Annotated in this window: 19 protein-coding genes and 1 pseudogene; 11 read left to right on the forward strand and 9 right to left on the reverse strand. The window is 44.8% G+C overall.

Going from position 1 to position 26,559, the window contains the following annotated elements; genetic code table 11:
* The first annotated feature begins 794 nt into the window (after nucleotides 1-794).
* The 3 genes and pseudogenes from CIK90_RS00490 (at nucleotide 795) to CIK90_RS00500 (ending at nucleotide 3,442) form a co-directional block, all read left to right on the forward strand.
* Nucleotides 795-1,003: pseudogene (locus CIK90_RS00490) on the forward strand (helix-turn-helix domain-containing protein).
* A gap of 156 nt (nucleotides 1,004-1,159) precedes the next feature.
* Nucleotides 1,160-1,948: an immunoglobulin-like domain-containing protein gene (locus tag CIK90_RS00495; protein ID WP_144007179.1), complete on the forward strand. Its 789-nt coding sequence runs from the start codon at nucleotides 1,160-1,162 to the stop codon at nucleotides 1,946-1,948.
* A 435-nt stretch (nucleotides 1,949-2,383) separates the two neighbouring features.
* Nucleotides 2,384-3,442, forward strand: a complete 1,059-nt coding sequence (locus CIK90_RS00500) for a YhcG family protein (RefSeq protein ID WP_094391713.1) — start codon at nucleotides 2,384-2,386, stop codon at nucleotides 3,440-3,442.
* A 603-nt stretch (nucleotides 3,443-4,045) separates the two neighbouring features.
* Here CIK90_RS00500 and CIK90_RS00510 read toward each other — a convergent pair.
* A complete protein-coding gene (locus tag CIK90_RS00510; RefSeq protein ID WP_094391711.1) occupies nucleotides 4,046-6,418 on the reverse strand; it encodes an outer membrane beta-barrel protein in 2,373 nt (790 codons plus the stop codon).
* Nucleotides 6,419-6,875: 457 nt separating this feature from the next.
* Between CIK90_RS00510 and CIK90_RS14030 the strand changes: the two genes are divergently transcribed.
* On the forward strand, nucleotides 6,876-7,016 hold the full coding sequence (locus CIK90_RS14030; protein ID WP_158216005.1) for a hypothetical protein: 141 nt from the start codon (nucleotides 6,876-6,878) through the stop codon (nucleotides 7,014-7,016).
* A 366-nt stretch (nucleotides 7,017-7,382) separates the two neighbouring features.
* Here the strand turns inward: CIK90_RS14030 and CIK90_RS00515 are convergent, their stop codons facing one another.
* Together CIK90_RS00515 and CIK90_RS00520 are read right to left on the reverse strand one after the other, a co-directional pair.
* Nucleotides 7,383-8,285: an Abi family protein gene (locus CIK90_RS00515; RefSeq protein WP_006849536.1), complete on the reverse strand. Its 903-nt coding sequence runs from the start codon at nucleotides 8,283-8,285 to the stop codon at nucleotides 7,383-7,385.
* Between the two features lie 981 nt (nucleotides 8,286-9,266).
* Nucleotides 9,267-10,226, reverse strand: a complete 960-nt coding sequence (locus CIK90_RS00520) for a LytTR family DNA-binding domain-containing protein (protein WP_158215455.1) — start codon at nucleotides 10,224-10,226, stop codon at nucleotides 9,267-9,269.
* A 193-nt stretch (nucleotides 10,227-10,419) separates the two neighbouring features.
* Here CIK90_RS00520 and CIK90_RS00525 point away from each other — a divergent pair, with 193 nt between their 5' ends.
* From CIK90_RS00525 to CIK90_RS00545, 5 genes are all read left to right on the forward strand, one after another.
* The gene (locus CIK90_RS00525) at nucleotides 10,420-12,606 is read left to right on the forward strand and encodes an outer membrane beta-barrel family protein (protein ID WP_158216006.1); all 2,187 of its coding nucleotides are present in this window, start codon (nucleotides 10,420-10,422) and stop codon (nucleotides 12,604-12,606) included.
* A gap of 133 nt (nucleotides 12,607-12,739) precedes the next feature.
* Nucleotides 12,740-13,072, forward strand: coding sequence for a heavy metal-binding domain-containing protein (locus tag CIK90_RS00530; protein ID WP_094391715.1), 333 nt, complete (start codon nucleotides 12,740-12,742; stop codon nucleotides 13,070-13,072).
* 37 nt (nucleotides 13,073-13,109) lie between these two features.
* Nucleotides 13,110-14,120 (forward strand): acyltransferase, encoded by a 1,011-nt coding sequence (locus tag CIK90_RS00535; RefSeq protein ID WP_094440049.1) that lies wholly within the window; start codon nucleotides 13,110-13,112, stop codon nucleotides 14,118-14,120.
* A 497-nt stretch (nucleotides 14,121-14,617) separates the two neighbouring features.
* Nucleotides 14,618-15,895, forward strand: a complete 1,278-nt coding sequence (locus CIK90_RS00540; protein WP_094464055.1) for a replication-associated recombination protein A — start codon at nucleotides 14,618-14,620, stop codon at nucleotides 15,893-15,895.
* 2 nt (nucleotides 15,896-15,897) lie between these two features.
* The gene (locus CIK90_RS00545) at nucleotides 15,898-16,515 is read left to right on the forward strand and encodes a trimeric intracellular cation channel family protein (protein ID WP_094440075.1); all 618 of its coding nucleotides are present in this window, start codon (nucleotides 15,898-15,900) and stop codon (nucleotides 16,513-16,515) included.
* A 472-nt stretch (nucleotides 16,516-16,987) separates the two neighbouring features.
* On the opposite strand, the gene CIK90_RS00555 is transcribed toward CIK90_RS00545, so the two are convergent.
* From CIK90_RS00555 to CIK90_RS00580, 6 genes are read right to left on the reverse strand one after another with little or no spacing between them, the layout of a single operon-like run.
* On the reverse strand, nucleotides 16,988-17,794 hold the full coding sequence (locus CIK90_RS00555) for a hypothetical protein (RefSeq protein WP_094464057.1): 807 nt from the start codon (nucleotides 17,792-17,794) through the stop codon (nucleotides 16,988-16,990).
* Nucleotides 17,718-19,685 (reverse strand): YgiQ family radical SAM protein, encoded by a 1,968-nt coding sequence (locus tag CIK90_RS00560; RefSeq protein ID WP_094464058.1) that lies wholly within the window; start codon nucleotides 19,683-19,685, stop codon nucleotides 17,718-17,720. The genes CIK90_RS00555 and CIK90_RS00560 overlap by 77 nt, the downstream gene beginning before the upstream one ends.
* 12 nt (nucleotides 19,686-19,697) lie before the next feature.
* Nucleotides 19,698-20,045 carry a hypothetical protein gene (locus CIK90_RS00565; protein WP_094464059.1) on the reverse strand — a complete coding sequence of 116 codons (348 nt, stop codon included), beginning with the start codon at nucleotides 20,043-20,045 and terminating at the stop codon, nucleotides 19,698-19,700.
* A 43-nt stretch (nucleotides 20,046-20,088) separates the two neighbouring features.
* Nucleotides 20,089-22,968: a xanthan lyase gene (locus tag CIK90_RS00570; protein ID WP_094464060.1), complete on the reverse strand. Its 2,880-nt coding sequence runs from the start codon at nucleotides 22,966-22,968 to the stop codon at nucleotides 20,089-20,091.
* Nucleotides 22,968-23,522: a 1-acyl-sn-glycerol-3-phosphate acyltransferase gene (locus tag CIK90_RS00575; RefSeq protein ID WP_094446476.1), complete on the reverse strand. Its 555-nt coding sequence runs from the start codon at nucleotides 23,520-23,522 to the stop codon at nucleotides 22,968-22,970. The genes CIK90_RS00570 and CIK90_RS00575 overlap by 1 nt, the downstream gene beginning before the upstream one ends.
* 9 nt (nucleotides 23,523-23,531) lie before the next feature.
* Complete coding sequence (locus tag CIK90_RS00580; protein WP_094435084.1) at nucleotides 23,532-23,801, reverse strand: hypothetical protein; 270 nt, start codon at nucleotides 23,799-23,801, stop codon at nucleotides 23,532-23,534.
* 202 nt (nucleotides 23,802-24,003) lie between these two features.
* On the opposite strand from CIK90_RS00580, the gene CIK90_RS00585 reads away from it, so the two are divergent.
* Together CIK90_RS00585 and CIK90_RS00590 are read left to right on the forward strand one after the other, a co-directional pair.
* The gene (locus tag CIK90_RS00585) at nucleotides 24,004-25,650 is read left to right on the forward strand and encodes a diphosphate--fructose-6-phosphate 1-phosphotransferase (RefSeq protein WP_094464061.1); all 1,647 of its coding nucleotides are present in this window, start codon (nucleotides 24,004-24,006) and stop codon (nucleotides 25,648-25,650) included.
* Between the two features lie 8 nt (nucleotides 25,651-25,658).
* A complete protein-coding gene (locus tag CIK90_RS00590; protein WP_094389477.1) occupies nucleotides 25,659-26,543 on the forward strand; it encodes a glycoside hydrolase family 25 protein in 885 nt (294 codons plus the stop codon).
* Nucleotides 26,544-26,559: the final 16 nt, after the last annotated feature.

A 26,559-nucleotide genomic window follows, 5' to 3' on the forward strand; every position in this document is an offset into this window, starting at 1 on the left:
GAGGTGCTATTTATTTGCTTTACGGAAACTGTTATCTGTTATCTGTTATTTGTTATTTTCGTCATAAAGTAAATAGTTTTCATCGCTCACCAGTATAGATTTAATCCAAAATAGAAAATTCTATCGTTATTCTTCCCATTTCCTTTTTGTGGTCTCGAAATTATTTACTACTTTTGTCGCTAAAATAAAAAATCAACTTTTAATACAAATGTTACAATATTATCATTTTCCTAACATTGTGTTCAGACAAAAAACGTACATTTTAGACATTATAAGAGCAAAACCAATGTCAATCGCAAGCGTTACAGTTGACAGTTGACAGTTTCCATAAATGAATTTTTTGCGTTACAAATAACAGATAACAGTTTTGGAAAAGAAAAAAACAGGGAAGATTCTGTGATTGTACCTACTCATTATCTTCTTCTTGAAATCTTACTGATTGCTCGTAATGTACTGATAATCAATACTAATTGGAATGGTAAAATGACGAAAGAAACAAATTAGGAACAACAAAATCAAGAAACCCCAAAATGAAAGCATGAGAAAACATAAATTAACACTGAAAACAATGATAAATTTCCGATTTTGACATTTTAAGAACATGGCAAATAGAACAAATATTTATGAACGCATATATGTATCTTGCCATGTTGGGAAATCAATTGCTTAGTCCCATTTTTGCAGATTATATTTCTATTTTGTCTAAATTACGACGGAATACAGCAGATATTCAAGGGATTTGGATGGATTATCACGATAAAATATTATTTTTGTAGCGTAAAAACGATAAAAACATGAAGTTAAATCGCATAAGAGCAGTCTTAGAGGACAAAGGGATAAGCCAAACATGGCTTGCAAAGAAGTTAGGAAGGAGTTTCAGTACGGTCAATGCTTACGTATGCAACCGTTCTCAACCCAACCTTACAACGTTCTTGAAATTGCACAGTTCTTGTCTGTGGATATGAAAGAACTTATCACGGACAAAAAGGAACGCAATGATTGAAGAGATTATGAGAGACAAAATAATATCATAGCATCATTTTGTGGATAAACTAAAATATAGTATTTGCAAAATAAATTGAACTTTTCTCATAAGAAAAGAAATATACTATAAGAGTTCATATCTCTCTACATGTTAAATTATTAATTGCTGATAACTATGAGACTGAAGCCAAAACTCCTCAATGCAATAATATTAGGATTGACAATGTTCCTTTCAATGCAAACCACTTGTGCTGCTTGCAACCCATCAATGGCCATTCAGCAAAAGAAAGTGGCAACTGTTGGCAAAAAGAGGGTTGCCATTAGCAAAAAGAGAGTTGTCAAGAGCAAGAAGAGAACCTATCGCAAGGCTTCGGCGCGTAAATATTCGCATAGGGAACTGAACGCCATTATGCGGATACTTGAGCGGAAGTTCCTGTCGGAAGACAAGACCCCGGCCTTGCGAAATGTTGTTGGATTTGGAATGGGATCCAACTCCATTGATGTTGCGCTCCGTTGGAACACGAAGGAGAAGCAGCTGGAGTTTCGTAGGCAGATTTACAACTCGCCCGCCATCAGGTTTGAGGGCAAGTTGGACCCTATCATCGACAACAGGGAAGGCGTGAGCACCTACCAAGGCATCTCCCTCAAGGCGGAGAAGCCTTCCTATCCATTGGGCACCACGGAAATCAGATTCACGATTACCAACCATAGTGGCGAGGAATTTGTGTATGGCGATGCCTATAGCATCACAGCCCAAGGAGCGGATGGCAATTGGTTTGTTGTGCCCACCGATTGCTCGTTCACGGCCATCGGTCATGTTTTAAACGATGGTCAAAGCGGCACCATTACTGCCCATCTTTTTCCCGATATTCTTCCCAACAAACCAGGCGTTTACCGCTTTTTTTATGAGGATAGCATAGATGGTGAGAAGGTGCCTTTCATGGCAACCTTTGAGTTGAAGTAAATAAAAAGAAACGATGTCACAGGGACAGGTCATTGACATCATGACTTACAATTCTTACAGCTTACAGTATTACAGTTTTCGGAAAGGAAAAATAGGTTTCGCGAGGACAGGGACTGTTTCTTGGACAACGCTAATTCACACCAGGCGTTACAGTTTGACAGTTGACAGTTTCTGAAAACGAATTTTTTGCGTTACAATCCTTACAGCTTATAGTATTACAGAAGAAGTATCTATTATTAGTTGATTATCAGTGTTATACGCTCTAAACGGTAGAAAAGTGACCGTATGGATTCTGATTAGATACGAAAAGGTGAATATTTAACGTATTAAACTTATATAAAAAATCATATTTTCTGGTGGCTAAAGGATGGCTATGTCGAAATTATTTTATAATTTTGCACTTTAAAAGTTTGATGAAAATCATGAAGAAATTCAATGGGCACAGACAATAACCTCCAAATACTGCAACAGCCAGAAAGTGCAGTTCTCTTCAATGACGTATGCCTTATAATAGATCAGGCAAGGCGGCATGTGGCAACTTACGTCAATGTAGAAGCGTGCTTGATGAACTGGCATGTTGGTAAGCGCATCAAGGAAGATGTACTTTACAATCAGCGTGCAGAATATGGCAAGCAGATACTCAAGAACCTGTCAGTAAAACTGACTGAAAGGTATGGCACAGGATGGGGAACTGAGAAACTGAAACATTGTGTACGCAGTGCGTACCTTTTTTCGGAGGATGACATTATGTACGCAGCGCGTACCCAATTGACTTGGACGCATCTACGCTCTCTAATGTCACTCAAAGATTCTCTCGAACGTCAATTCTACATGGAGATGTGTCGTATAGAGCATTGGGACACCCGTACGCTCGACGAGAAAATAGACAGTCAGCTATATCAGCGAACAGCCATCAGCCAGCGTCCAGAGGAAGTGATAAGGCGTGAGCTCAAGGAACTGAGGGAAGAGGACACACTGAACCCAGATATAGTCTTCCGCAGCACGTACTTCCTGGATATGCTGGGGTTGCCCGATGTTTTCTCAGAGAAAGACCTTGAGAACAGCATCCTCAACCAGTTGCTTGAGTTTATCAAGGAACTGGGCAGTGACTTTACCTTCGTGGATCGCCAGAAGCGCATCACCGTAGATTCCGAGGACTACTTCATCGACCTCCTCTTCTTCCATCGCGGTTTGCGTCGTCTTGTGGCGATCGATCTCAAGCTTGGCAAGTTCAAGCCAGCATACGAAGGACAGATGCGACTGTATCTGCGATACTTGAACAAGAACGACCGAAAACCCTGGGAGGAAGAACCAATCGGTCTTATCCTCTGCAGCGAAGGCAACACGGAACACATTCAGTATTTCATGCTTGACGATGATAGCGACATTCGCGTTGCGCAGTACTACACCGAGCTCCCATCGAAGGAGTTACTTGCTGACCGCCTACAACGAGCCATCGCCATTGCACGCGAACATCAAATAGAGAACAAATAAGCGTAAAATGACACTCAGCCATTCATATAACATATCTCTTAGTCTTAAAAAGAGTTCTAACGTGCTGATACCCACCGTTTTAGGGGGTGTATTGCGCGCAGCGTAACTCGCATAATTATAGATAGATACAAAGCCTTCCAGAGGTGCTTTCGGGCATCTTTGGAAGGCTTTGCTATGTCTATAGGCTCGATGACGAATGTCATCAAGACGATACCAAGGATAGGCTCGATGACGAATGTCATCAAGGTTAACATATATGGAAATCAGGAGGTAAAACGCTTAACTATGCGGTAGGCTTGCAAGGCTCAATGTTTATTTATAATTTTGAATATGCAACATAGACGTAAATGTAAAATCACATAAAAGTAAAAAACAATGTTATTAAAATGAAATGTCACAGGGACAGGTCAACGACATCAAGAATAATACACTGGTAGATGTCACAGTGACAGGTCATTGACATCATGACTTATAATTCTTACAGCTTACAGTATTACAGTTATTGAAAAGGAAAAATAGGTTTCGGATTCTTAAAACACGAGGACAGGTTTCTGTTTCTTAGACCATGCCAATTCACACCAGACGTTACAGTTTGGCAGTTTTCTATAACCTGCTCTTTGCATCTGCTCCAGCACCAGTTCCCTTATACTTGCTGTTTGCCGTATTGAAACGATAAGAGAGGCGAAGCTGGACGCATGGAGAATTGTAATCATTGTTCTGGCTGTGGATGAAGTTGCCATAGTCGGTGCATACGTGTTCCTTTGTCTTGTTTAGGATGTCATTCCATGCAAGACGGACGTTGAGTGCATCGTGCTTGAGAAACGACTTGCTGACTGCAAGATTAAGACTATGTTTCGGTTTGGTAAACTTGTACATCACGTAGTCAAAGGGCGATGTGTATTGATAGTCAAGATCAATCAGCCATCCCTGCTTCAACTTGAATGAGTTGTTTGCCTGAACAAAGAACATCGGGTCGTTACGCTTGACTACACGCGTACCTGTTGATTCACGCGGGTCGATAACGGTTGTATTGAAGTACTGTTTCTCCATACCTGCGGTGTAGCGTGGATTCCATATGCCAAAGGTTGGTGATGCATTGAGATAGATGTTGAGTTTGCGGACAGTCTCCTTTGCGTTGGAATACTTTACCATAGCAGTGCAGTCATCGTCGTATGGATAGCCGAGCTGGTAGATGGCATTGTCAACCACTTCGTATGCTCCGGTAAGAGTGAGCCATCGCCAGTTGGCATTAAGCGAGAGTGTGTTCTGTATCTCGTTAAGAAGCGTAGGGTCGCCCGTCTGATACATGAACCGGTTGTTGTACTGAAGCTCTGTACTTAGCTGGTCATATCGTGGTCGCTTGATTTTTGTGGTATATCCAAGATTTACACTTACAGGACCAATCTTGGTTGATGCGTTGAATGAAGGAAACCAGTTGTTATGTGTCCTGCTGATATTATCCTTCGGGCTACATTCGTTGGTGTATTCGAAATCAACATGCTCATATCTTATGCCAGCCACTACCTGCACATACTTGAAAGGTAAGGCATATTCAGCAAAGCCAGAGATGTTGTTCTCGGTAATCTTAGCTTTCGACGAAGGAATCTCCGTCTTGGTAGAATTGTATTCCTGCTTTGCGGTGACGTATGTCTCCTCTGTTCCAATCTTAAACAATCCTTTCCAGATGGGGTAGGATAGTACAAGTTTTCCTGCGCCCATTCGTGCTACTCCATCGGATAAGTTCTCAATGAATGCAGGGTCGTTCTGACTGTTTTCGTTCACGTTAGTTTCCTTTTTGTAGCCCGAGTTGCTGAAGTCCGCATTGAAATTCACATGCAGTTTATTGATATTCCCATCGTAGTAGATATTGCCTGTAAAGGTGTGAGAAGAAGGTGTGGTGGTATGGGATGTGGAATGAACAATGTCAATCAGCTCGTCGTTTGCATATACATTGTCCTCAAAGACGTTATCTTGATTACCAAACAGCATTCCGCCATAGTTCATCTTCATTCCAAGAGAATGGTTCTCATTAATCTGCCAGTTCAATCCGAGATCGCCGCTTATTCCGCTATTGTGACCATTGAAAGCGAAAGGACCTTCCATCAGGTTATGCTTCACGCTGCCATCAGGCATCTTGACGAATGTGTTACCACTCATTTTGTCACTTATCTGATAGCTGTGCTGATTGTAATAGACAAGTTTCCCAATGATATCCCAACCGCCTGTACGATAGTTGAGGTCGAGAACCGACCATGACGGGTCGAAATCATGATTGTCGTATATGTGTTGCTGAGCCTGACTCGTAAGCGCATAACTGAAACCATCTCCCTGTCGCTTTACAGTGCGGATGCGCACTACACATCTCACCTCGCCGCCATATTCGGCACCGGGATTGCTTACCACGTCTATCGACTTGATGTCTTCCGACATAAGGTTGCGGAGCTCAGAGTCGTCGTTCACCTTTCTTCCATTTATATAATATACAGGTGTGCCACGTCCAATCACTTCCAGACTACCGTTCTTGGTAATCATTCCAGGCACTTTGGCAAGCACCTCAAGCGAATTGCCCGCATGTTCAAGTATCGACCCCTCGATGGTAGTTACCACAGCATCGCCTAGGAGCTTTGTCTTCGGACGAGTCTTGCTGACAACGATTTCATTCAGCAAGCTAGCTTCAATCTGCATCTTGATTGTCTGTGATGTAGTGAATGCAGAAACTGGCAGGTTCTTCGTTCTATATCCTATGGAGGAAATCTGTATGAAGTCGCCCGCATTCTTTCTTTCGATGCAGAACTGTCCCTTCGCGTCAGTTATGCATCCTGCCACGATGGAAGAGTCGGGAAGGGAACGGAGTGAAACTGTGGCAAACTCCATCGGTTGTCCTTCCTCGTCAGTTACTCTTCCAATAAGATTCTGTGCACTCAGTTGGCATATTGTTGCCAATAAGATAATGATACATGTTGTTACTCTTTTCATGATTGATAAGTTTTATATTCGCTTATTTGACGCGATGAAATCATGTTTGGTTGCAAGGTCTCGCATTTTGATGTCACAGGGACAGGTCATTGACATCATGACTTATAATTCTTACAGCTTACAGTATTACAGTTATTGAAAAGGAAAAATAGGTTTCGGATTCTTAAAACACGAGGACAGGTTCCTGTTTCTTGGACCATGCCAATTCACACCAGACGTTACAGTTTGACAGTTGACAGTTTCCCAAAATGAATTTTTTGCGTTACAAATAACAGATAACAGATAACAGTTTTGGGAAACGGTATTTTTTGGGGTAGCCTGAAGGCTAGAAATCTTTGGAGGAAATCTTTAATAAAAATATGGCCTATGGCCAGAAATATATCATCGGAATTTAGACGGAATTAGACGGAAACAAAATTGAACTGAACCCCAAAAGTTGGACACAACCAACAAGAATATGAAGTATAAGAAACGCTCATTGAAAGAACGTCTGGCTATCTGTCAGATGATTGAGAACGGAATGCCTGCGCAGACGATAAGAGAACTCACAGGCGTCAGTTTCTCTTTGCAACAGGATGTCACAGGGACAGGCCATTGACATCATGACTTTCAATTCTTATGGCTTGCAGTATTACAGTTTTCGGAATGGAAAAATAGGTTTCGCGAGGACAGGTTTCTGTTTCTTGGACCATGCCAATTCACACCAGACGTTACAGTTTGACAGTTGACAGTTTCCCAAAATGAATTTTTTGCGTTACAATCCTTACAGCTTATAGTATTACAGAAGAAGTATCTATTATTAGTTGATTATCAGTGTTATACGCTCTAAACGGTAGAAAAGTGGCGATGTGGATTCTGTTTAGATACGAAAAATAGAAGATTTAACGTTTTTAACCTTCTGTCACACCGAAATTACAAAAAATTTGGGTGATGTAAGGTGGTTAGTAGTCACTCCATATGCCTTTTATTGCCACAGAGGTTCGTTATCCCAACCAGAAGGAAAACCAAGGGCAGCCTTATCTACTTCTGGAAACGTAGCAAAAAGTCTGTTCATCTTATCAAGCATATCGTTATTTGGAGATATGATGTCAAGAAAGTACTTGATGATGCACATATCAAAGTACACTTTCAATGGATCTGTCGGCAAGGTAATCCAAGGACGTGACATTCTAATTGGCATGGTAGCACGAATAGAGAATACCCTATTCCATACACGTGCATGATGACAACATGAGTTTCTTGTTACAGTGATAATGGTAAGCCAAGATTCAAAAGGTGCAACTTGCAAGCCAAATGACTGTGCAATACGCTTCTTTATCTTCTTATTCTTGATGTTAGAATAAACATTGGTGATTACACCAAATGGCAATATCTCTGTCAGCATCCATGAAGGTGGGTACTGATTGGTATATGTCTCTTTGAAATGGTTGATGAAATCCTCTTTTGTATGGTTCAGTTCATCTTCTATAAGACGTATAGAGCGATTGAACTTGGACGGATTTGAGAAATTGTTGGCATCAGTCATCCAAAAAGGGTTGCCTGTCATTTCCGTTCCAAAGTTCACGATTGCACAACGCACTGCGACCTCTATCTTTTCAATTTCATTGAATAAAAGTAGGCGTAGCTTCTTGTCAAAGCGATACAACATCATAACCTTACCGAAAGATACTCCTCGCTTGAATAAATGTTGCTCCTTGGGAATTGAAAGCAATGGGTACATATAGGCAGACAAACGATAGTAACCGATGTGGGAAAGATAATGCTGAGCCTTTTCTTCATCGGTTATCTCCATACCTCTTGTTTTGAGTAGTTGTACTAACTCTTGGGGTGTGGAGTATGTTTTTATGAACGGAATTTTTGTTGCCATATACCTATAAAAACAAAAACGACCCGCACATTTGAGCATCGTTGAGAGGCTTGGCGGGTTCTCGTGCTGCAAAGATACGAATAATCATTGATAATACAAACTTTTTAGAAAGAAAAATCACACAAAAGTGGAATTCTTTGACATATTTATGTTTGATAATGTTAAATCAAACCTTGAAATCATACTTTGCCAGCCAAACAAAGTGGTTTTCAAGGTAAAAATATTATCTTTATAACGTCTATACTCATACCGGAAGCCCCGATGGGCAGAGGTTGGGCAGACATACATATGGTAAAAGGCGTTTTTGTACGCTTTGGTTTTGATCGGGTCATAGGTCATAGGGTCAGTGTCCTACCCATTTTTCTCAGGCTACGAGCGAAACGAGGCTTTTCCGCAGGACACTGACCTGTCCGTGTGCCACGAGGCGCACAGCTATATATAAAGGGTTGGCTACCTTCCATATAAGATGTAGCCGCAACTGCCAATAAGATGAGAGAAGGTCTCTCGGTGTCGGTGTGCAGGCACTGGCATCAAACCCTCTGCAAGCTGCTGCAGTCGGAAACGTTGCAGTGGTGAGCGTTGCAGAGAGGTACGTATTACTGAGCTGAACGCAAGTGAACCATTCGATGAGGTGTCGTTAAACCTGATACAAGCCATGTCAAAAGTCAGTGTCGGACAGTTCTGGCGACAAGTCCTTTAATACTATCTATGTATCTTTTGATAACTTACTCAACTTTCTGAAGTGACACAATGTATAAGGGGTTTATTTAAACCACAGAGATAAAGAGGATAAGAGTTTTGGGGCAATCAGAGTAGGTCGCAAGCGACAGAGGACACAGAGATTCCATGCGGCAAACATGATGCGCAGCTCTCTATGAGCTCTAAATGCCTTGGCATTCAACCTCTTTCATTAGTATAAATGCTCTTTATCTCTTAAACTCTGTGGTTTAAAATAACTTCAGAAAGTTGAGTAACTTATTATTATTCTCTGTGCCTCTGAGTCTCTGTGTTCAATAATAACTTTTCCTTTACCACAGAGGTGTTGTTGCGAGATACGGGGATGGGTTTGTCTGTACCGAATATCTGCAGCTGATAGGCAGAGTTGCGATTAGACATCGACACGACGAAGTTGAGATTGACGATGAAGGCGCGATGACACTGCACCATAAACGGTTCGCTGCCAATACTCTCCATAATCTGCTTGAGCGTGATTCGCATCATCTTGTGGCGCACCTCGTCTGATTCCATATAACATATATTGGCATAGTTGGACATCGACTCCACATATATTATATTAGAGGGAGGAAGAATGAGTGTGCTGTTGCCCGTGGCTCCCACGAGGTGGCACTGGCGCACTTCCTCGCAGGGAGTATTGTCGCTTGTTTCATCCTCCTTTTCTGTCTGTTCGGCAATGGCTTTCTGCCGTTCCTCAAGCAGGGCATTGATGGTGCGCACCTCTTCGAGCTGATGGCGCAGATGCCAGTTGCGGTTGCGCACGTAGGTGCCGATATACAAGAATATGCATGTGGCTGAGACGTAGTATATGTAGTCAAAGAAATAATCAAGGTGAAATTGTTCGTCGTACCACCAGGGTTCGATGGGATTATTGCAGAAGAAGAATCCCCCGAAGAGAGTGAGTGCGAGGGCGAGGATGGGGATATTGATAAGATAGTTGACGATAGAGTTGCGATGGACAGTGTTGAGCGGCAACTTGGGGTCCATGGGCATGTGGAGAATGTGGGCAGTGAATATACAGGTTATCATACTGACCGCAGTGGTGATGACACTCTGTGCGAGGAAGAACAGAGGGCGACCTTCGTGGATAGTCTCGACATTGAATGGCATGGTGAGCCATAACAAAAGGAATACGAATATGCCGGCATACACGCTTTCGTGAATGATGCGGATGTTTATTGGTTCTTTTAATCGTCTTTTCATCATCGTCATAATTTCATAAACGATTGCAAAGATACACCATTTATCCCATATTTCAATATATTTGGGACAAATGGTAGGGATATGTGACGAATGGAAGACGTAATATCCCATTTCCTCTGCCTTATATCCCACGCTATTGCAGAATCCAAATGTCCAACGTAACTTTGCAACGGAAAATTTTTAAATGAACAAAGATATGACGACATTGAAATTATGTTTGGCGGCACTCGCCGCAATGTTGGGAGTGGCAACAGCCATGGCCCAGACGGAGAAGAAAGATTCGGTTGGCTATTCGCTCAACCTGCAGGAGTTTGTGGTGAAATCCACTGCTCCGCGAACAAAGATGAGAAACGGTGCGATGGTCACTCGCATTGTGGGTTCGCCATTGGAGTCGGCGGGTTCGGTTGAGGACATGCTCTCGCGTGTGCCTGGTATGATGCGTATGGGTGGTCAGTTGCAGGTGATAGGAAAGGGTTCACCTATTTATTATATTAATGGACGAAAGGTGCAGGACCTTGAGGAACTGAAAAGATTGAGAAGTCAGGATATACGTGAGGTGGAGGTAGTAAATAGTCCGGGAGCTGCCTACGACGCCTCGGTGAACGCCGTGGTGAAGATAAAGACGCGTCGTCAGCAGGGCGAGGGGCTCAGTGGACGATTTGACGTGAGCGACGAACAGGCATTGAAATCGGGCAACAACAACCTGACGTCCACCCTCAATCTCAACTATCGTCATGAGGGACTTGACTTCTTCGGCGGTGTGACATTCCAAAACGACTATCTCGATGGTTATAGGTCTCTGCTCGAGCAGAACACATACCTCAAGCAGAATACAAACTCAATTGTTTCCCATACCCAAACCGGTTATACCCAATCCGACCAGAAATTTTCGCGTATGTTCTTCAACGCCGGAGTCAACTGGCAATTTGACGATGACAACTTCATTGGAGTGAAGTTGGAGAGAGGTATATGGTTGAAAAACCGCTACTGGTTTGAGATGGAGGAAGACGTGCTGCGCAATGGCATGAAGGAGGATTACCTGAAGTCGGAGAGCGACATCAAATACAAAAATCCCAATACCCTACTTGTGAATGCATATTACAACGGAAAGATAGGCAAATGGGGTATTGACGCCAATGTGGATTACTACTCGCAATGTGACAAGAATGACAATCATGTCAACGAGCAGGCTATGTCGGGTATGCGCACCGTGGAGTCGATGACCAAGAACAAGAGCCACCTCTTTGCCGCGCGACTTATTGCCGAACATCCTCTTTGGACAGGCAAACTGCAGTTGGGTGGCGAAATGACCACCGTGTGTCGCGACAATGACTATCGCATCAGCGGTGTGGATAATATCTTCGATAGGATGTCGAATGTGAACGAGCAGAACTATGCCGCTTTCTTCGAATATGGCATCATGATACCCAAGGCAGGAATGTTGACTCTCGGAATGAGATATGAGCATGTGGCATTCGACTTTGATGATAAGACCGACCCATCGCGCTCGGTGAAGAGAAATCATGACGATTTCTTCCCCTCGTTATCTTTCGGCACTCGCCTCGGAACCGTGGAGATGCAACTAAGCTATGGCGTAAAGACCACACGCCCGTCATACTATCAGTTGAGAAGCGAAATCGACTATGGCAGCAAATACACACTGCAGACGGGTAATCCTCTGTTGGAAAACGAGATACGCCACACCCTCGACCTCTCGGGACGATGGAAATGGATAGCCTTCAATGTCAACTACCTGCATATCAAGGATGCCATATACGACTGGACATCGCCCTACGACGACAATGGAGTGGTTATGATTGGCATGGTGAACTTCGACCGTCCTATCGACGTGTTCTGTGCCTTCGTGAACTTATCTCCCACAGTGGGAGTGTGGACCACGAGCAATACAGTGGGAGTGCAGAAGCAGTGGCTCTCGTTTAATCTCGACGACCCGCGCGAGGCAACAGGCAAGCGCCATGTCACTTACGACAAACCGATGCTGATATTCAACAGTGACAATGCCTTCAGACTGAAACACGACTGGCAGTTGGAACTCAACTCGCAGTTCTATAGCAAAGCCCACTACCGCAACGTGCGCCTGCTGCAGGCATATTGGAACTTGACTGCCGCAGTGCAGAAATCATTCCTAAAGGACAAGTCGCTCGTGGTACGCCTCTCATTCTGCGACATATTCAACACGGCAAAGCAAGATGCCCTTCTCGATCTCGGCAACTATACGCTGAAGCAAGGCGACGTATTTGGAGAGGGACGCGGCAACTACAGTTTCCATCGTGTGGCACTGTCGGTGCGCTATGCCTTCAATGCCACCAAGAGCAAGTATAAGGGCAAAAGTGCAGGCGAAGCGGCAATCAAGCGCATGTAAATTCCTTTAAACAGATAGTTGCGAGAATGTCACAGGGACAGGTCATTGACATCATTATTTTGTAGTAAATCGTTGACGTTTATCGTCTAATGAATAAAAAAATATTTGTTTCACATTTTAAAACGAGATGATTATGATAGTAACAACAACGCCCACTATTGAGGGGCATCCAATTAGAGAGTATAAGGGCTTGGTGACTGGTGAAACCATCATTGGCGCCAACTTCGTGAAGGACTTCTTTGCCGGCATCCGCGATATCGTAGGCGGACGCAGTGGCTCATACGAGAGCGTATTGCGCGAGGCCAAGGACATAGCATTGCGCGAGATGCAGGAGCGTGCACAGATGATGGGAGCGAATGCCGTCGTAGGTGTCGATCTCGACTATGAGGCTCTTGGTGCCAATGGTTCGATGCTGATGGTGACGGCAAGCGGTACTGCAGTAGTGATATCTTCGTTTGTTGAATAACTGATACACGATTACACAAGCATACTTACCTAGTATTATGGTACGACTGAATTATCTTGATAATCTGAAGGTGGCATTGACCTTCTTGGTTATATTCCATCATGCGGGACAAGCGTATGGTGACGGTGGCGAGTGGGGATATACTCCTTCAAATCCTGCGGAGGTGATGCCTTGGATATGGCATTTCTTCTCTACTAATGCTGCGTTCTTCATGGGGTTGTATTTCTTCATATCAGGGTATTTTATACCTGGCAGTTATGACAGGCAGGGATTTGGCACCTTTGTCAGGAAGAAAATACTTCGTCTCGGAGTTCCATTGTTGTTGATGGGTGGTCTTTTGACATATGCTACAGGAAAAGTCGAGATAGCCCACATGTGGTTTGTGGAAAGTCTTTTGATATTCAGCTTCTTCTATGCCGTAGTCAGGAAAAGATGCCCGGCAATATCTAAAGACTGCGACTCACGACCGACGCTAATAGGACTGTTTATAGTAGCATTGGTTATGGGCATCGGTAGTTATTTCATTCGTCAGGAGAGTCCACAAGATCATTGGATTAGTCTTAGTATATGGACATTTGAACCTGCCCACTATCTTCAGTATGTCATGATGTTTGTATTGGGCATACTTGCCTATCGATTTGACTGGCTCGACAAGATGACCAAGACGACGGGTGTTGTGGCATTGTTGATAGGTGGAGCATTGGCTATAGGAAACTATGTCCGACAAGACGGTGAGTGGAATGATTTCGTTTGGCAATGGTTTGGAATCTATGAGTCGCTGATGTGCGTTTTCATCAGTTTTGGCTTGTTATGGCTGTTCCGCGAGAAAGTCAATATGGGCAATAAAGCACTCTCTTGGCTCTCGGCTCAGAGCTATGGCGCATATATAGTCCATTTGCCGTTGATGATTTGTATTCAGAATATGTTTGATGGTGTATGGATGGGAGCCTTTGGCAAGTTTATGTTCGTCGGTGTTGTCTCAACTGTATTGTCATTCGCCTTCACATGGTTATTGCGCCTGTTGCCGGGAGTGAAAAGGGTTTTATGAATAGATGTCACAGGGACTGGTCATTGACATCATGACTTATAATTCTTACAGCTTACAGTATTACAGTTTTTGAAAAGGAAAAATAGGTTTCGGATTCTTAAAACACGAGGACAGGTTTCTGTTTCTTGGACCATGCCAATTCACACCAGGCGTTACAGTTTGACAGTTTTCTATAAGCACATCCGTAAGGGATGGCACGTAGTAAGTTGGCATATTACATGGGACAAAGTTATAATTTTATTCCTGGCATATCGTGTTACATAGAGAAATTTGACTTAACGAAAACGATGAACTTCGTTCTTCGTTTTCTCGTCATGGCAAAATCCGAATAAAATTCGGTTGTGCTCATTTGACTTACAGAAAACCATGAACTTCGTTCTTCGTTTTCTCGTCATGGCAAAATCCGAATAAAATTCGGTTGTGCTCATTTGACTTACAGAAAACGATGGTATTATAAAAAAAAAAGAGTACCTTTGTATCAAAATTGATAAGAATCTATGGCAGAACCATTGGCAGAACGCTTGCGTCCAAGGACGCTCGATGACTATATAGGACAGCAGCACCTTGTTGGACAAGGGGCTGTCTTGCGCAAGATGATAGACGCTGGGCGGATTTCCTCGTTTATATTGTGGGGACCACCGGGAGTCGGCAAGACTACCTTGGCGCAGATCATAGCACATCGGCTTGAAACTCCATTCTATACGCTCTCTGCCGTGACGAGTGGGGTAAAGGATGTAAGGGATGTGATAGAACGTGCACAGAAAGGGCGCTTCTTCAACGAAGCATCACCGATATTGTTTATCGACGAGATTCATCGCTTCTCTAAGTCGCAACAGGATTCTCTGTTGGGGGCTGTTGAGAAAGGTGTGGTGACGCTTATTGGCGCTACTACCGAAAATCCTTCGTTTGAAGTGATACGACCTCTACTTTCCCGCTGTCAACTCTATGTGCTGAAATCATTGGAAAAAGATGATTTGTTGCAGTTGCTCGACAGGGCCATCACGAAGGATGTCTATCTGAAAGAGATGGATATTACGCTGCAAGAGACGGATGCCTTGTTGCGGTTCAGCGGTGGCGATGCGCGTAAGCTTCTCAATATCTTGGAACTGGTGATAGAAGCATCGGACAAGAGTAAGCCTATTGTTATTGACGACAAAATGGTGGCTGAGCGCCTGCAACAGAATCCGCTGGCTTACGACAAGGATGGTGAGATGCACTATGATATTATCTCTGCTTTCATCAAGAGTATCCGTGGGTCTGATCCCGATGCGGCACTCTATTGGTTGGCGAGGATGATAGAGGGTGGGGAAGATCCTAAATTCATAGCACGCCGTTTGGTGATTTCTGCTTCAGAAGATATCGGATTGGCTAATCCTAATGCGTTATTGCTGGCTAATGCAGCCTTTGATGCGGTGCAGAAGATTGGATGGCCCGAAGGGCGCATTCCGCTTGCAGAAGCTACTGTGTATCTGGCAACGAGTCCGAAAAGCAACTCTGCCTATTTAGGTATTGATGCTGCCTTGGAACTTGTCAGACGGACTGGCAACCAGCCTGTTCCGCTTCCTCTTCGCAATGCGCCTACGCAACTCATGAAGCAGTTGGGCTATCATGACGGTTATCTCTACCCGCATGACTATCCCGGTCATTTCACACCACAGCAATATATGCCTGATGCTCTTGTTGACGAACGGATATGGCATGGGCAACACTCGCCGGCAGAAGAAAAACTCTATGAAAGAATGGTTAACTATTGGGGGGAAAGGTATAAACAATGAATATGGAATATGATATCCTGGTGCAGCAGATTATTGAGTTTCTCGGAACATTTGCCTTTGCGATATCCGGTATTCGGCATGCTGCATCCAAAAGATTTGACTGGTTTGGCGGCTACGTTTGCGGAATTGCGGTGGCTATCGGCGGCGGTACGATACGTGACGTGATGTTGGGAACTACTCCTTTCTGGATGACCAATCCTATTTATATGGAATGTACGGCAATGGCGTTATTGTTTGTGATTGTCTTTGCCCGACACCTTAAAAGGTTGAGCAACGCATGGTTTGCTTTTGACACACTGGGTCTGGCTCTCTTTAATATTGCCGGTATTCAGAAGTCTATCGTCTTTGGACAGCCGTTTTGGGTCGCCATCATCATGGGATGTATTACAGGGGCGGCTGGAGGAGTGATCCGTGATGTGCTTCTCAACAACGAACCTGTGATTTTCCGCAAGGAGATCTATGCCATTGCTGCCGTTGCCGGCGGTCTTGCGTATTGGGGACTGGTGGTCTTGAATGTTCCTATTGAGGTGACTGTCATCGTCTCGTTTGCCACAACCTGTCTGATACGTTTCATGGCGGTGAAGTATCATTTATCACTACCCAAGCTGAAAAACGAATGATGAGGTCTGAAGTCTGAGGTCTGAGGTCTGAAGTCTGAGGTCTGAGGTCTTAGGGAGTGGTCTTTATCATCCTACGAAAATCTTTCTCTGTGTTCTCCGTGTGGTCCGTGGATTTTTTTTAGTTGCCTACGGCAAGAAATCTTTGGAGGAAATCTTTTATGAAATGTTGCTGACGCAAGAAATAATCTATCATTCAGCCTCCACAAACATAATCTTTAAAGAAAATCCTGACCAGAATGCGCTCGAGTACCTCGCTTTTGGGAAAGGTTTTGTTATGGATCGCATCGGAGATGCTCGAAATCTTAACTAAAATCTTAAAAATAATCTTCAAATAGAATCTCTAACCTCTAACCTTTAACCTTTAACCTTTAACCTTTAACCTCTAACCTTTAACCTTTAACCTTTAACCTATAAACTAAACACTCCGTGGATTTTTGATGATTAGCCTGCCATTGTTTCTGGAACGATGGAATCAGATTTTGAAGCTGATGTAACTCCTGTCGTCGAATGAATCCTGGCCGTTGATGAATGCCTTGCAGGCTAAGAACGTGTCGATATTGAGTGGGTCGTTCTCCTGCTGTTGCCGGAGCAGCTGTTCGCTCTCGTCGAGTGTCTCACGCAGGAAGGGGTAGCCATCGCTTGCCATGACGATATGGTGAGGTTGGAAATCGAGGGTGATGACCTTCACAAACTGTTCGGCAATGCGAAAACCGTCTATCACGGCATAACTGACGTTCTGTTGTTTCATGCTCTCCACCATATCAGCCATAATATATTCGCGACTGGCGTCCTTGGTGAGCAGTTGATCTACGGTAGTGCCCTGACTCAACAGCTTTTTGGCATATTCAGAACGTTTGGCGGCATGAACAGCCTCTTCGGGTTTCGGATTGTCTATCAGTTCGCCGTCTATCAAGCATTGGCAGTCGCCCACCAGCCATAATTGCCGTTGAAGGCGACTATAGATGATGGCAGAACAGGTGAGGCGATCTTCCGGATGCAGGAGGAGGTGTTCTGTTTCCGACTTCTTATACTCTCTACGGATATAGTTGGTCACCCCTATCAGAAACTGATGGCAATCAATTCCCTTGGGCATTTTCTTGATGTATTTGCCGGTCAACCGCATGGCCTGTCGCCCGTTGGAACGAAACCGGCTGTGCCGGTAGTTGGTCTTGGCTGTTGACCCATCAATGACTGCGATAAAATCATCTGTTACGACGATTCCGTCCTCGCATTTCTTTTCCGGATCCTTTCCCTGTATTTTCTGTTCGATGATTTTCATTGTTGTATTTCTTATAGTGAGGCATTCCTGTCGGCTGTTGGCGGTATGGGTTTCCGCCAGATCCTGGGCATAGTTCTCTAATCAGATCGGAACGCCCGATGCGTCGCAGACTCTGTTCTATGGATCTGCGTTCCTCTGGTTTGTACCAGAAGAAATATTGGCGTTGGGCAAGTTTCTCCTTTGGGCTATGGGCACTATACACCTCCTGGAGGGTGTAAGGGTCGTAGCCTGTGTACCATGTCTCGGTAGAAACGGTCATGGGGGTGGGTGTGAAGTCTTGCACTTGCTCCAACTGGAAATCGAGGCGTTTGGTGAGCACAGCCAGTTGTGCCATGTCCTCTTCTCTGCAGCCTGGATGGCTGGAGATGAAATAGGGGATGATCTGTTGGTTGAGGTGTGCCTCGCGATTGATGCGGTCGAAGATGTGCTTGAAATCGTCAAACTGTCTGAATGGCGGTTTGCGCATCAGCTGCAATACGTTGTCGCTGGTGTGTTCTGGAGCCACCTTCAGTCGTCCGCTGACATGTTTGGTGATGAGTTCGCGGGCATACTCCATGGCAGCCTTGTTGCTTTCTTCGTCTTTGCTATGATGCAGAATGAGGTCGTAGCGCACACCGCTGCCGATGAAACTCTTCTTGATGCCGGGAATAGCATCGACGCTACGGTAGATATCCAGCAGGGCAGTATGGTCGGTATTGAGATTGGGACAAATCTGCGGGTGGATGCAACTGGGTCGTTTGCACTTCTCGCACGCATTCAGATTGCGTCCTCGCATGCCATACATATTGGCAGAAGGTCCGCCAAGGTCTGAGATGTAACCCTTGAAGCCAGGCATCCCCATGACCTGTTTAACCTCGCGCAAGATGCTCTGTTTGGAGCGACAGGCAATGAATTTTCCCTGATGGGCAGAGATGGTGCAGAAAGCGCATCCTCCGAAGCATCCTCGATGGATGTTGACGGAGTATTTGATCATCTCATACGCCGGAATCCGCTTGTCTTTGTATTTCGGATGCGGTTGGCGCGTGTAGGGCAGATCAAACGAGGCATCCAGTTCTTCGGTTGTCATGGGCGGATAGGGCGGATTGACAACAGCATATTTGTCGCCGACGGCTTGAATGAGGCGTTGGGCGTGCATCATATTCGACTGTTCTTCGATGTGCCGGAAATTCTCGGCTTGTTTCCGCTTGTCTCTAAGACAGTCTTCGTGGCTATGGAGCACGATATCATGATCGCTGATGCCATCGACAATTTCGTTGCGACGGGCAAGATAGACGACCTGGGGCAATTCGTGAAGCGAAGATAGGGGCAGTCCATCGTTTAAGCAACGGGCAATTTCAAGAATGGTTTTCTCTCCCATACCGTATGAGATGATATCAGCCGGTGCGTCACAAAGCAGGCACGGCCTTAATCGGTCTTGCCAATAGTCGTAGTGAGTGAGGCGTCGCAACGAAGCCTCGATGCCTCCAAGTACGATAGGGACATCGGGGTAGAGCTGACGGAGAATATTACTATAGACCACCGTTGGATATTCAGGACGCATATCATGTCGCCCGTCAGGGGTGTATGCATCTTCGGAACGCAACCGTCTGTTGGCTGTATATTTATTGACCATGGAATCCATACATCCCGGTGAGATGCCGAAAAACAGGCGTGGTCGTCCCAGTTTCTTAAAGTCACGGTAATCACCATGCCAGTCGGGCTGTGGTACGATAGCCACTTTATAGCCGGCGGCTTCCAGTATGCGTCCGATGACTGCTGCGCCAAACGACGGGTGATCTACATAAGCGTCTCCGCTGAACAGAATAACGTCGAGTTCTGTCCAGCCGCGTAGTTCTATTTCTTTCTTCGTAGTAGGAAGAAAGTCTGTCAGTTGATATTTGCTGTTTGCCAATGTATATGTATTTTAGTTGAGGGGAGTGCCCTGTATGACGTCAGCGTCCACTCCGATAGGATCTTCGTTTTGGTTCTTCCAGTTGATGAACAGCAGAATGAGCTGTTGCAAGCCGAAAGCTTTCATGTTATGATGGTAGATGACGTCGAGGCAAAGGTCAAGAAGTGCCTTGTCTGTTGTGGCTTCAGATTCGAGCAGGGCGCGAATGTTGAGTTTGAGTTTGTCTAAAACCTGTTCGTCAATATACCCATTGGAGTCAATAAGATCGCGGAAGAGTTGATACTTCTCGATTGTTGTAAGGTGTTGCTCGCTGACTTCTATACTGCGGGTTCCTGTGGGGTTGCTCTGGATTCTGTACATAGATTGTTGATTTTTTGAGTTAATATTGTTTTGTTTTGAGTTATTACTGTCTGTTGATCAGGAAATTGATCATGCCACGCATGAGTGTATTGCGCTTTTTATCGCTTTTGATGCATTCGAAGGGGAATCCCATGGTCAAGGCGCGATAGTCGTTGCCTTGATAGGCAACAGCTGCCGTTTGACCGTCTGCATAGCGCATGGCGGCAAAGGATTTCCCTACGGGGTTTATGACGTCTGCTGCCGTTGCCGCATAATGCTCTTCGTTCATCTGATGGTAAAAATCGAAGGTGGTTCCCATGCCCGTGATGCTGTCGTTGGCAGCCTTGTAAGGCGAGGCACTTTGGCATTTCAATACCTCTGCGAGCATGTTCTTGTCTTCGTCTGATTTCATATCAGAACCGACGTAGGCGCCGCTCACCAGTAGAGAACCGCCATGGTTGGCGTACTGGCGCAACAGATGTTGCAGGGTGGGCTTCATGGTTTTATAATATACCAAACTGTGTGCATCGTCACGCTCCAGTCCTAATAGCAGGTCAATCATGTCGAATTGCTCCAACGGCAACTGTTTGCTTTCCACGGCTTTTACCGAAGCGCTGACGATATTGTATTTTCCTGCCGCAACAATCGCCTTGGCATGAGTTGAAACATAGTTGAAGTCGTTACCAGCCAAGAAAGTCCCAGCCATCTCGTCTCCGCTGTCGCCAAAGCTCCTGCTGTTATTGTCGAAATTCAACTGGCGTCCCATCCATCCAGGCATGCAACCTCTTGTTACTCCAGGGTCTTCGTCCAGGTCGAAACCCTGTTCGGTGTCAGAGAATCTCACGGCAGGTGAAGACAGTCGGTTGAATCCGTTGATGATGAGAATGTTTCCCTTTGCTTCAGGCTGATAGACAGCTGAAAGAGTCTCTGTTGTGAAACTCTTGCCGCCATCGTTGAAGGCAGCCACTTTGAAGTGGTAAAGCAATCCGGGTTCCAGTCGGACCTCGTAATTGTTTCTGCTGCGGACCACGGTACCATTGTCGAAATCCATACCTTCTATACCTTTATATATAATGTATCCAGAGGGCGAGGCAGTCTTCTCCTGTGGATCATCCACGCCGTCCCATTCCAGACGCGCCATACCTTTGTTGTCAAGGCTGATGCGGAAATTGGTAGGAGCCAATGGGGTGACGACATATTCTTTATTGTGCATTTCACTCATGAAGCGCAACGTAGTCTTGTAGAGTGAACGTGCCAGCGTGAAGCGGAAATTGGGGTCGAGGGCATAGCGCATATCCGCAAAATTCTGGTGAGAGAGCGTTTCGATGATAGCACTCGGCACTTCGGGTTGACGGGTTTCAGAGTAGTTTCGGTCGTATATTTCACGACGGTTCCATTTTCCATACTTATACCGCATGTCAGTAACAATACCATCCAAAAGGGCATCGGCATAATCACGCGAAGCCAGTCGGGACACTTTGCTTCCCAGCAGTCCTTCGTTGAAATCGGTGGTACAGATTGATAGTGTGCCTATCAGACTTCGTCCGTCGCGACGGAGTCCTGCATCGGAATGGACAGCCAATGAGAGTTCTATGGGTACATGGAGTCCGGCACTATCGGGCATGAATGGTGAACCGCCCCCCAGATAGTTGACCATGTTGGATCTGGCGTTGATATCGTCGCCATAGTCATCCTGTCCGTTTTTTGAACTATAGACGCTGTATGGCATTCCTGCCCATTGGGCATAATAGCGTGCGCCTTCCAAAGCCCGAGGCATTCCGCTGACCCGATCTCCCCGTTGAATATTGCCCATTCCTCCGCCAAACCTGACAGCATCGGTTGTAATCACGCCGTTCTTGCTGCTGTGGTTGGTGAGGGTTATCCGGTTGAATTCACTATACCCTTTGTCAAATTCGAATGTTCCGAGATAGACCCATGTTCCTCCGCCCATGCGTTGGTTGATACGAAATTCAGTTCGTTCTCCTCGGTGCCATACGGTATAGTGAGCATCGTCAATACTGTTGGGTAATGTTTGATAGCTGACATAAACGGCATATTTTCCAGTACGGGGAAATTCGGGCTGATAACTGACAAGGGAATAGCGGGTTTTGCTGCCCGTCGTCTTCACCATGCGTGCTGTTCCCGCCTGAAAGGGATTCTCCCCATCTACATAAGGCCCCTGGTGGAAAGCAAATCCGCTGTTGGGGGTGTTTTTCCATTTGTTGCTGGCAGTCGCTTCGATATAGTTGCGCTTCGAACCGTCGTTATCCACGATGATTTCTTCTTTCTGCCATACTCTTTCGCGCGGGGTAAACACAATGGCTCCTGCATTTTCCAACATAGGAATGAGGTAGGGCACTACGATGGTTTGCGTATATAAGTCCTCGCTTGTGGCGAAAAGGCGTGGACGTTGCCATTCCCATTCTTCTTTGGCAATGTTGTAATAATAGCCATGGCTTGCCCATAATGCCACATGACGTCCATCCAGACCATGTCGGATACTAATAGGTGAGGAAACGTTTCTGACCCATGGTGCTCCTTGGTAGTCGATATGGTTCCATTGGCGCTTCTTATCCGGTTTTTCGCGTAGTCGGTTGGGGATGAGTTCGTGAATATCTCTGTTGTGGGTAAGTATCGAGAAACTGTAGTCCGCATACTGTCCAACCAACAGTTTTCGTACCTCCTGTTCGATACGTTCTACCGACTGCGGCGTGAATGCCTGTTCGGCAAACGTCTCATTGGCCAGTATCGTGATGTTTCTCTCAGTAGTATCAATTTCGCATGCAGACAGATGGGCGCGCCGTGAGAACTGCGCGCCAATGGGTTTGTAGTGAGAAAAATATGATTCTAAGCGATTACGTAATAGTGCATCGTCTGTAGTCTGTCCATATGTCCCTTTTGGCAGCATACAAACCAGCAATAGTATCAGCGTCAGTTTTTTCATCAGATGTCTCCTAAACAGAAATTCTCAGGTTTCTTACCTTGGAAATCTTTGAAATATATTTTTATTTCATGCATCTGGTCGTCAATATTGCCATTAGGAATAATGGTCTTGGTGCACTGGATGCGTCGTTTCTTGTAATCTACTCCATAAAGCAGAATAGGTATTCCTGCTTTCAAAGCAATATAATAAAAGCCTTTCTTCCACTCTGGATTGGGCGATCGTGTTCCCTCTGGTGTAATGGTGAGATGAAAACATTTTGATTGCTTGGCATATTCTGCCAAGTTATCGGTCATGCTTGTGTGTTTTGAACGCCATACAGGAATGCCTCCCATACGTCGGAAAATAGGTCCCAGAGGCCAGAAGAACCATTCTTTCTTCATGAGAAAGTTACTGCTGATGCTATTTGCTCCAGCATACAGTTGTCCAATAAGAAAGTCCCAGTTGCTGGTGTGTGGAGCTAAGCAAATGATGTATTTGTCGGGGTGGGGTTCTGTGACATCTACAGTCCACCCCATACGTTTATATAACAGCCAGTTACAGAATGATTTCCACATATTCATTATTTAGAGATTGCTGATTTGATCTGCTATTTCAAGGACAGAAGTCTTGAATTGTATTTTGAGGTCTTTGAAATATTTGCCTTTGCTCATGCCTGGTTCCGGATGAGAAATGCGGCTGAGCGTATTGCTTTGCATCTTGTCTATTGTCTCTAGAATATTTGCTAAAATTTTATCGTCATGGGTATTGCCATAAAGTGAAGCGGCAATAAAATCGATGTAAAGTTCATCACAGATCAGATTGACGTTCTTTTTTAGTGCTCTTTTGTTTGCCATAATATTCCTCCTTTGTTTTTTTTGTGATTTATTTTAATTTTTGTTCAAAGATACAGATAATATTCTAATTTACAATCTTTATCGTTTAAAAAAATATTAAAAATGTGTTTTTTGCCATTTTAATTCTTATTTTTTGAAGAAAATGACTACTTTTGTAACCCAAAAAAGAGTTCATTATTCAAAAAGTAAATAAAATCAACTTATGGAAAAAAGTGCATTGCAAATTGCAAGAGCTGCTTATCAGCCCAAATTACCCAAGGCTCTTCAGGGAGCTGTAAAAGCTGTAGAGGGTGAACCAACACAATCAGTAGGAAATCAGGATGAGATCAAGGCATTGTTCCCTAACACTTATGGAATGCCTGTAATTACCTTTGAACCAGGTGAAGCCACACAGCTGCCTGCATTTAACGTAGGTGTTATCCTTTCTGGTGGTCAGGCTCCTGGCGGACACAATGTTATTTCTGGTCTTTTTGACGGTGTCAAGTCTCTTAACCCAGCAAATAAACTGTATGGATTTATTCTTGGTCCTGGCGGTTTGGTTGACCATAATTATATGGAAATAACAGCCGAGATCATGGACAACTACCGTAATACCGGTGGTTTCGATATTATCGGTTCTGGACGTACCAAATTGGAAAAGGAAGATCAGTTCGAGAAGGGTATTGAAATCCTTCGTGAGCTTGGCATCAAGGCTTTGGTTATCATTGGCGGTGACGACTCTAATACAAATGCCTGTGTTCTTGCAGAGTATTATGCTGCAAAGAAATACGGCGTACAGGTAATTGGTTGTCCTAAGACTATTGACGGTGACTTGAAGAACGCTCAGATTGAGACCTCGTTTGGTTTTGATACCGCTTGTAAGACCTATAGTGAACTCATTGGTAATATTGAGCGTGACTGTAACTCAGCCCGCAAATATTGGCACTTCATCAAACTGATGGGTCGTTCTGCTTCACACATTGCTTTGGAATGTGCACTTCAGACCCAGCCAAATCTCTGTCTGATTTCAGAAGAGGTAGAGGCTAAGGAAATGTCACTTGACGATGTTGTAACCTACATCGCAAATGCAGTGGTAGTCCGTGCCAACGAAGGTAATAACTTCGGTACCGTACTTATTCCAGAAGGACTTATCGAGTTCATTCCTGCTATCAAGAAACTGATTGCCGAACTGAACGAAGTACTGACTGATCCTGCAACAGGTGAGCCTCGCGTATTTGCTAATGCAGAAGAACAGATTTCTTTCGTAAAGAACGCTATTGCCAAGGACAACCTCGCAGTACTCGAATCACTTCCTGCAGACGTGGCTCGTCAGCTTTGTCTCGACCGCGACCCTCATGGAAACGTTCAGGTGTCATTGATCGAAACAGAGAAGCTCCTCTCTTGCATGGTTGAGGCTAAACTTGCTCTTTGGGCGAAAGAGGGTAAGTACAATGGTAAGTTTGCTGCACAGCATCACTTCTTTGGTTACGAAGGCCGTTGCGCTGCTCCATCAAACTATGATGCAGACTATTGCTATTCACTCGGTTTCAACGCTTCACGCCTGATTGCTAATGGCAAGACTGGTTATATGTCAATCATCAAGAACACAACAGCACCTGCAGAACAATGGATTGCCGGTGGTGTGCCCATCACTATGATGATGAACATTGAGCGTCGTAATGGTAAGAACAAGCCCGTTATCCGCAAGGCTCTTGTAGAGCTTGATGGTGCACCATTCAAGTTCTTTGCCGCTCATAGAGCGCAGTGGGCTAAAGAGACTGCTTATGTTTATCCCGGCCCAATCCAGTACTGGGGTCCATCAGAAGTATGTGATCAGACAACCAGAACACTGGCTTTGGAGCAGGCTTAATCTGATTTATGCCGACTTCACGTAGAAAGCAACATAAAAGACGCATATCGAGTCCTGTCCGCCGCAAGCGGCCAGGGCTCTTTGTGCGTTTGTTACGTCGTCTTCCAGGATGGTCCTGGTGGTTAGGCGGATTCTTACTTGTAGCGGCGTATATTTGGTTTTTCTACTATATCTTTGTTGGACCCTTCGGCTTCCGATGGCGTGCACTCTATGGTGACGTCAATTACCCGGAAGGTTATGAAATTCACGGTATCGACATCTCTCATCATCAGGGAGAGATTGACTGGGACGAACTTCGTGACAATGGAATGATAGATAAATACCCCATCCGGTTCGTTATGATCAAAGCCACAGAAGGTGCCAGTCTGATAGACGAAAACTTTCATGATAATTTCGAACAGGCTCGAGAACACGGCTTTACACGAGGCGCCTATCATTTCTATAGTGTTCGGTCATCGGCAAAAGACCAAGCCGAGCATTTTATCAGCGAAGTGAAACTGGAGAATGGCGATTTGCCACCGGTATTAGACGTAGAGAAGAAACCAAACACTCAAACCGACCAAGAGTTTAAGGAGAGCATTCTACTCTGGTTGCAGCTGGTAGAACACCAATATGGTGTGAAGCCCATCATCTATACTTATTATAAATTTAAGATGCGTTACCTCAGCGACCCTGTCTTCGACCAATATCCCTATTGGATTGCTCACTATTATGTGGACAAGGTGGAGTATCAAGGTAACTGGAAGTTCTGGCAACATACCGATGTGGGACGTTTGCCGGGCATCAAAGGGGATGTTGATTTCAATATCTACAACGGTTCTTATTACGACTTACGCAAACTCACTATCGGCGCACGTGAGCAGATAGGAGAAGAGGCCTATCAAGATAACTGATATAATCCATAACTAT

Source organism: Prevotella sp. P5-126 (assembly GCF_002251185.1).
GTDB lineage: Bacteria > Bacteroidota > Bacteroidia > Bacteroidales > Bacteroidaceae > Prevotella.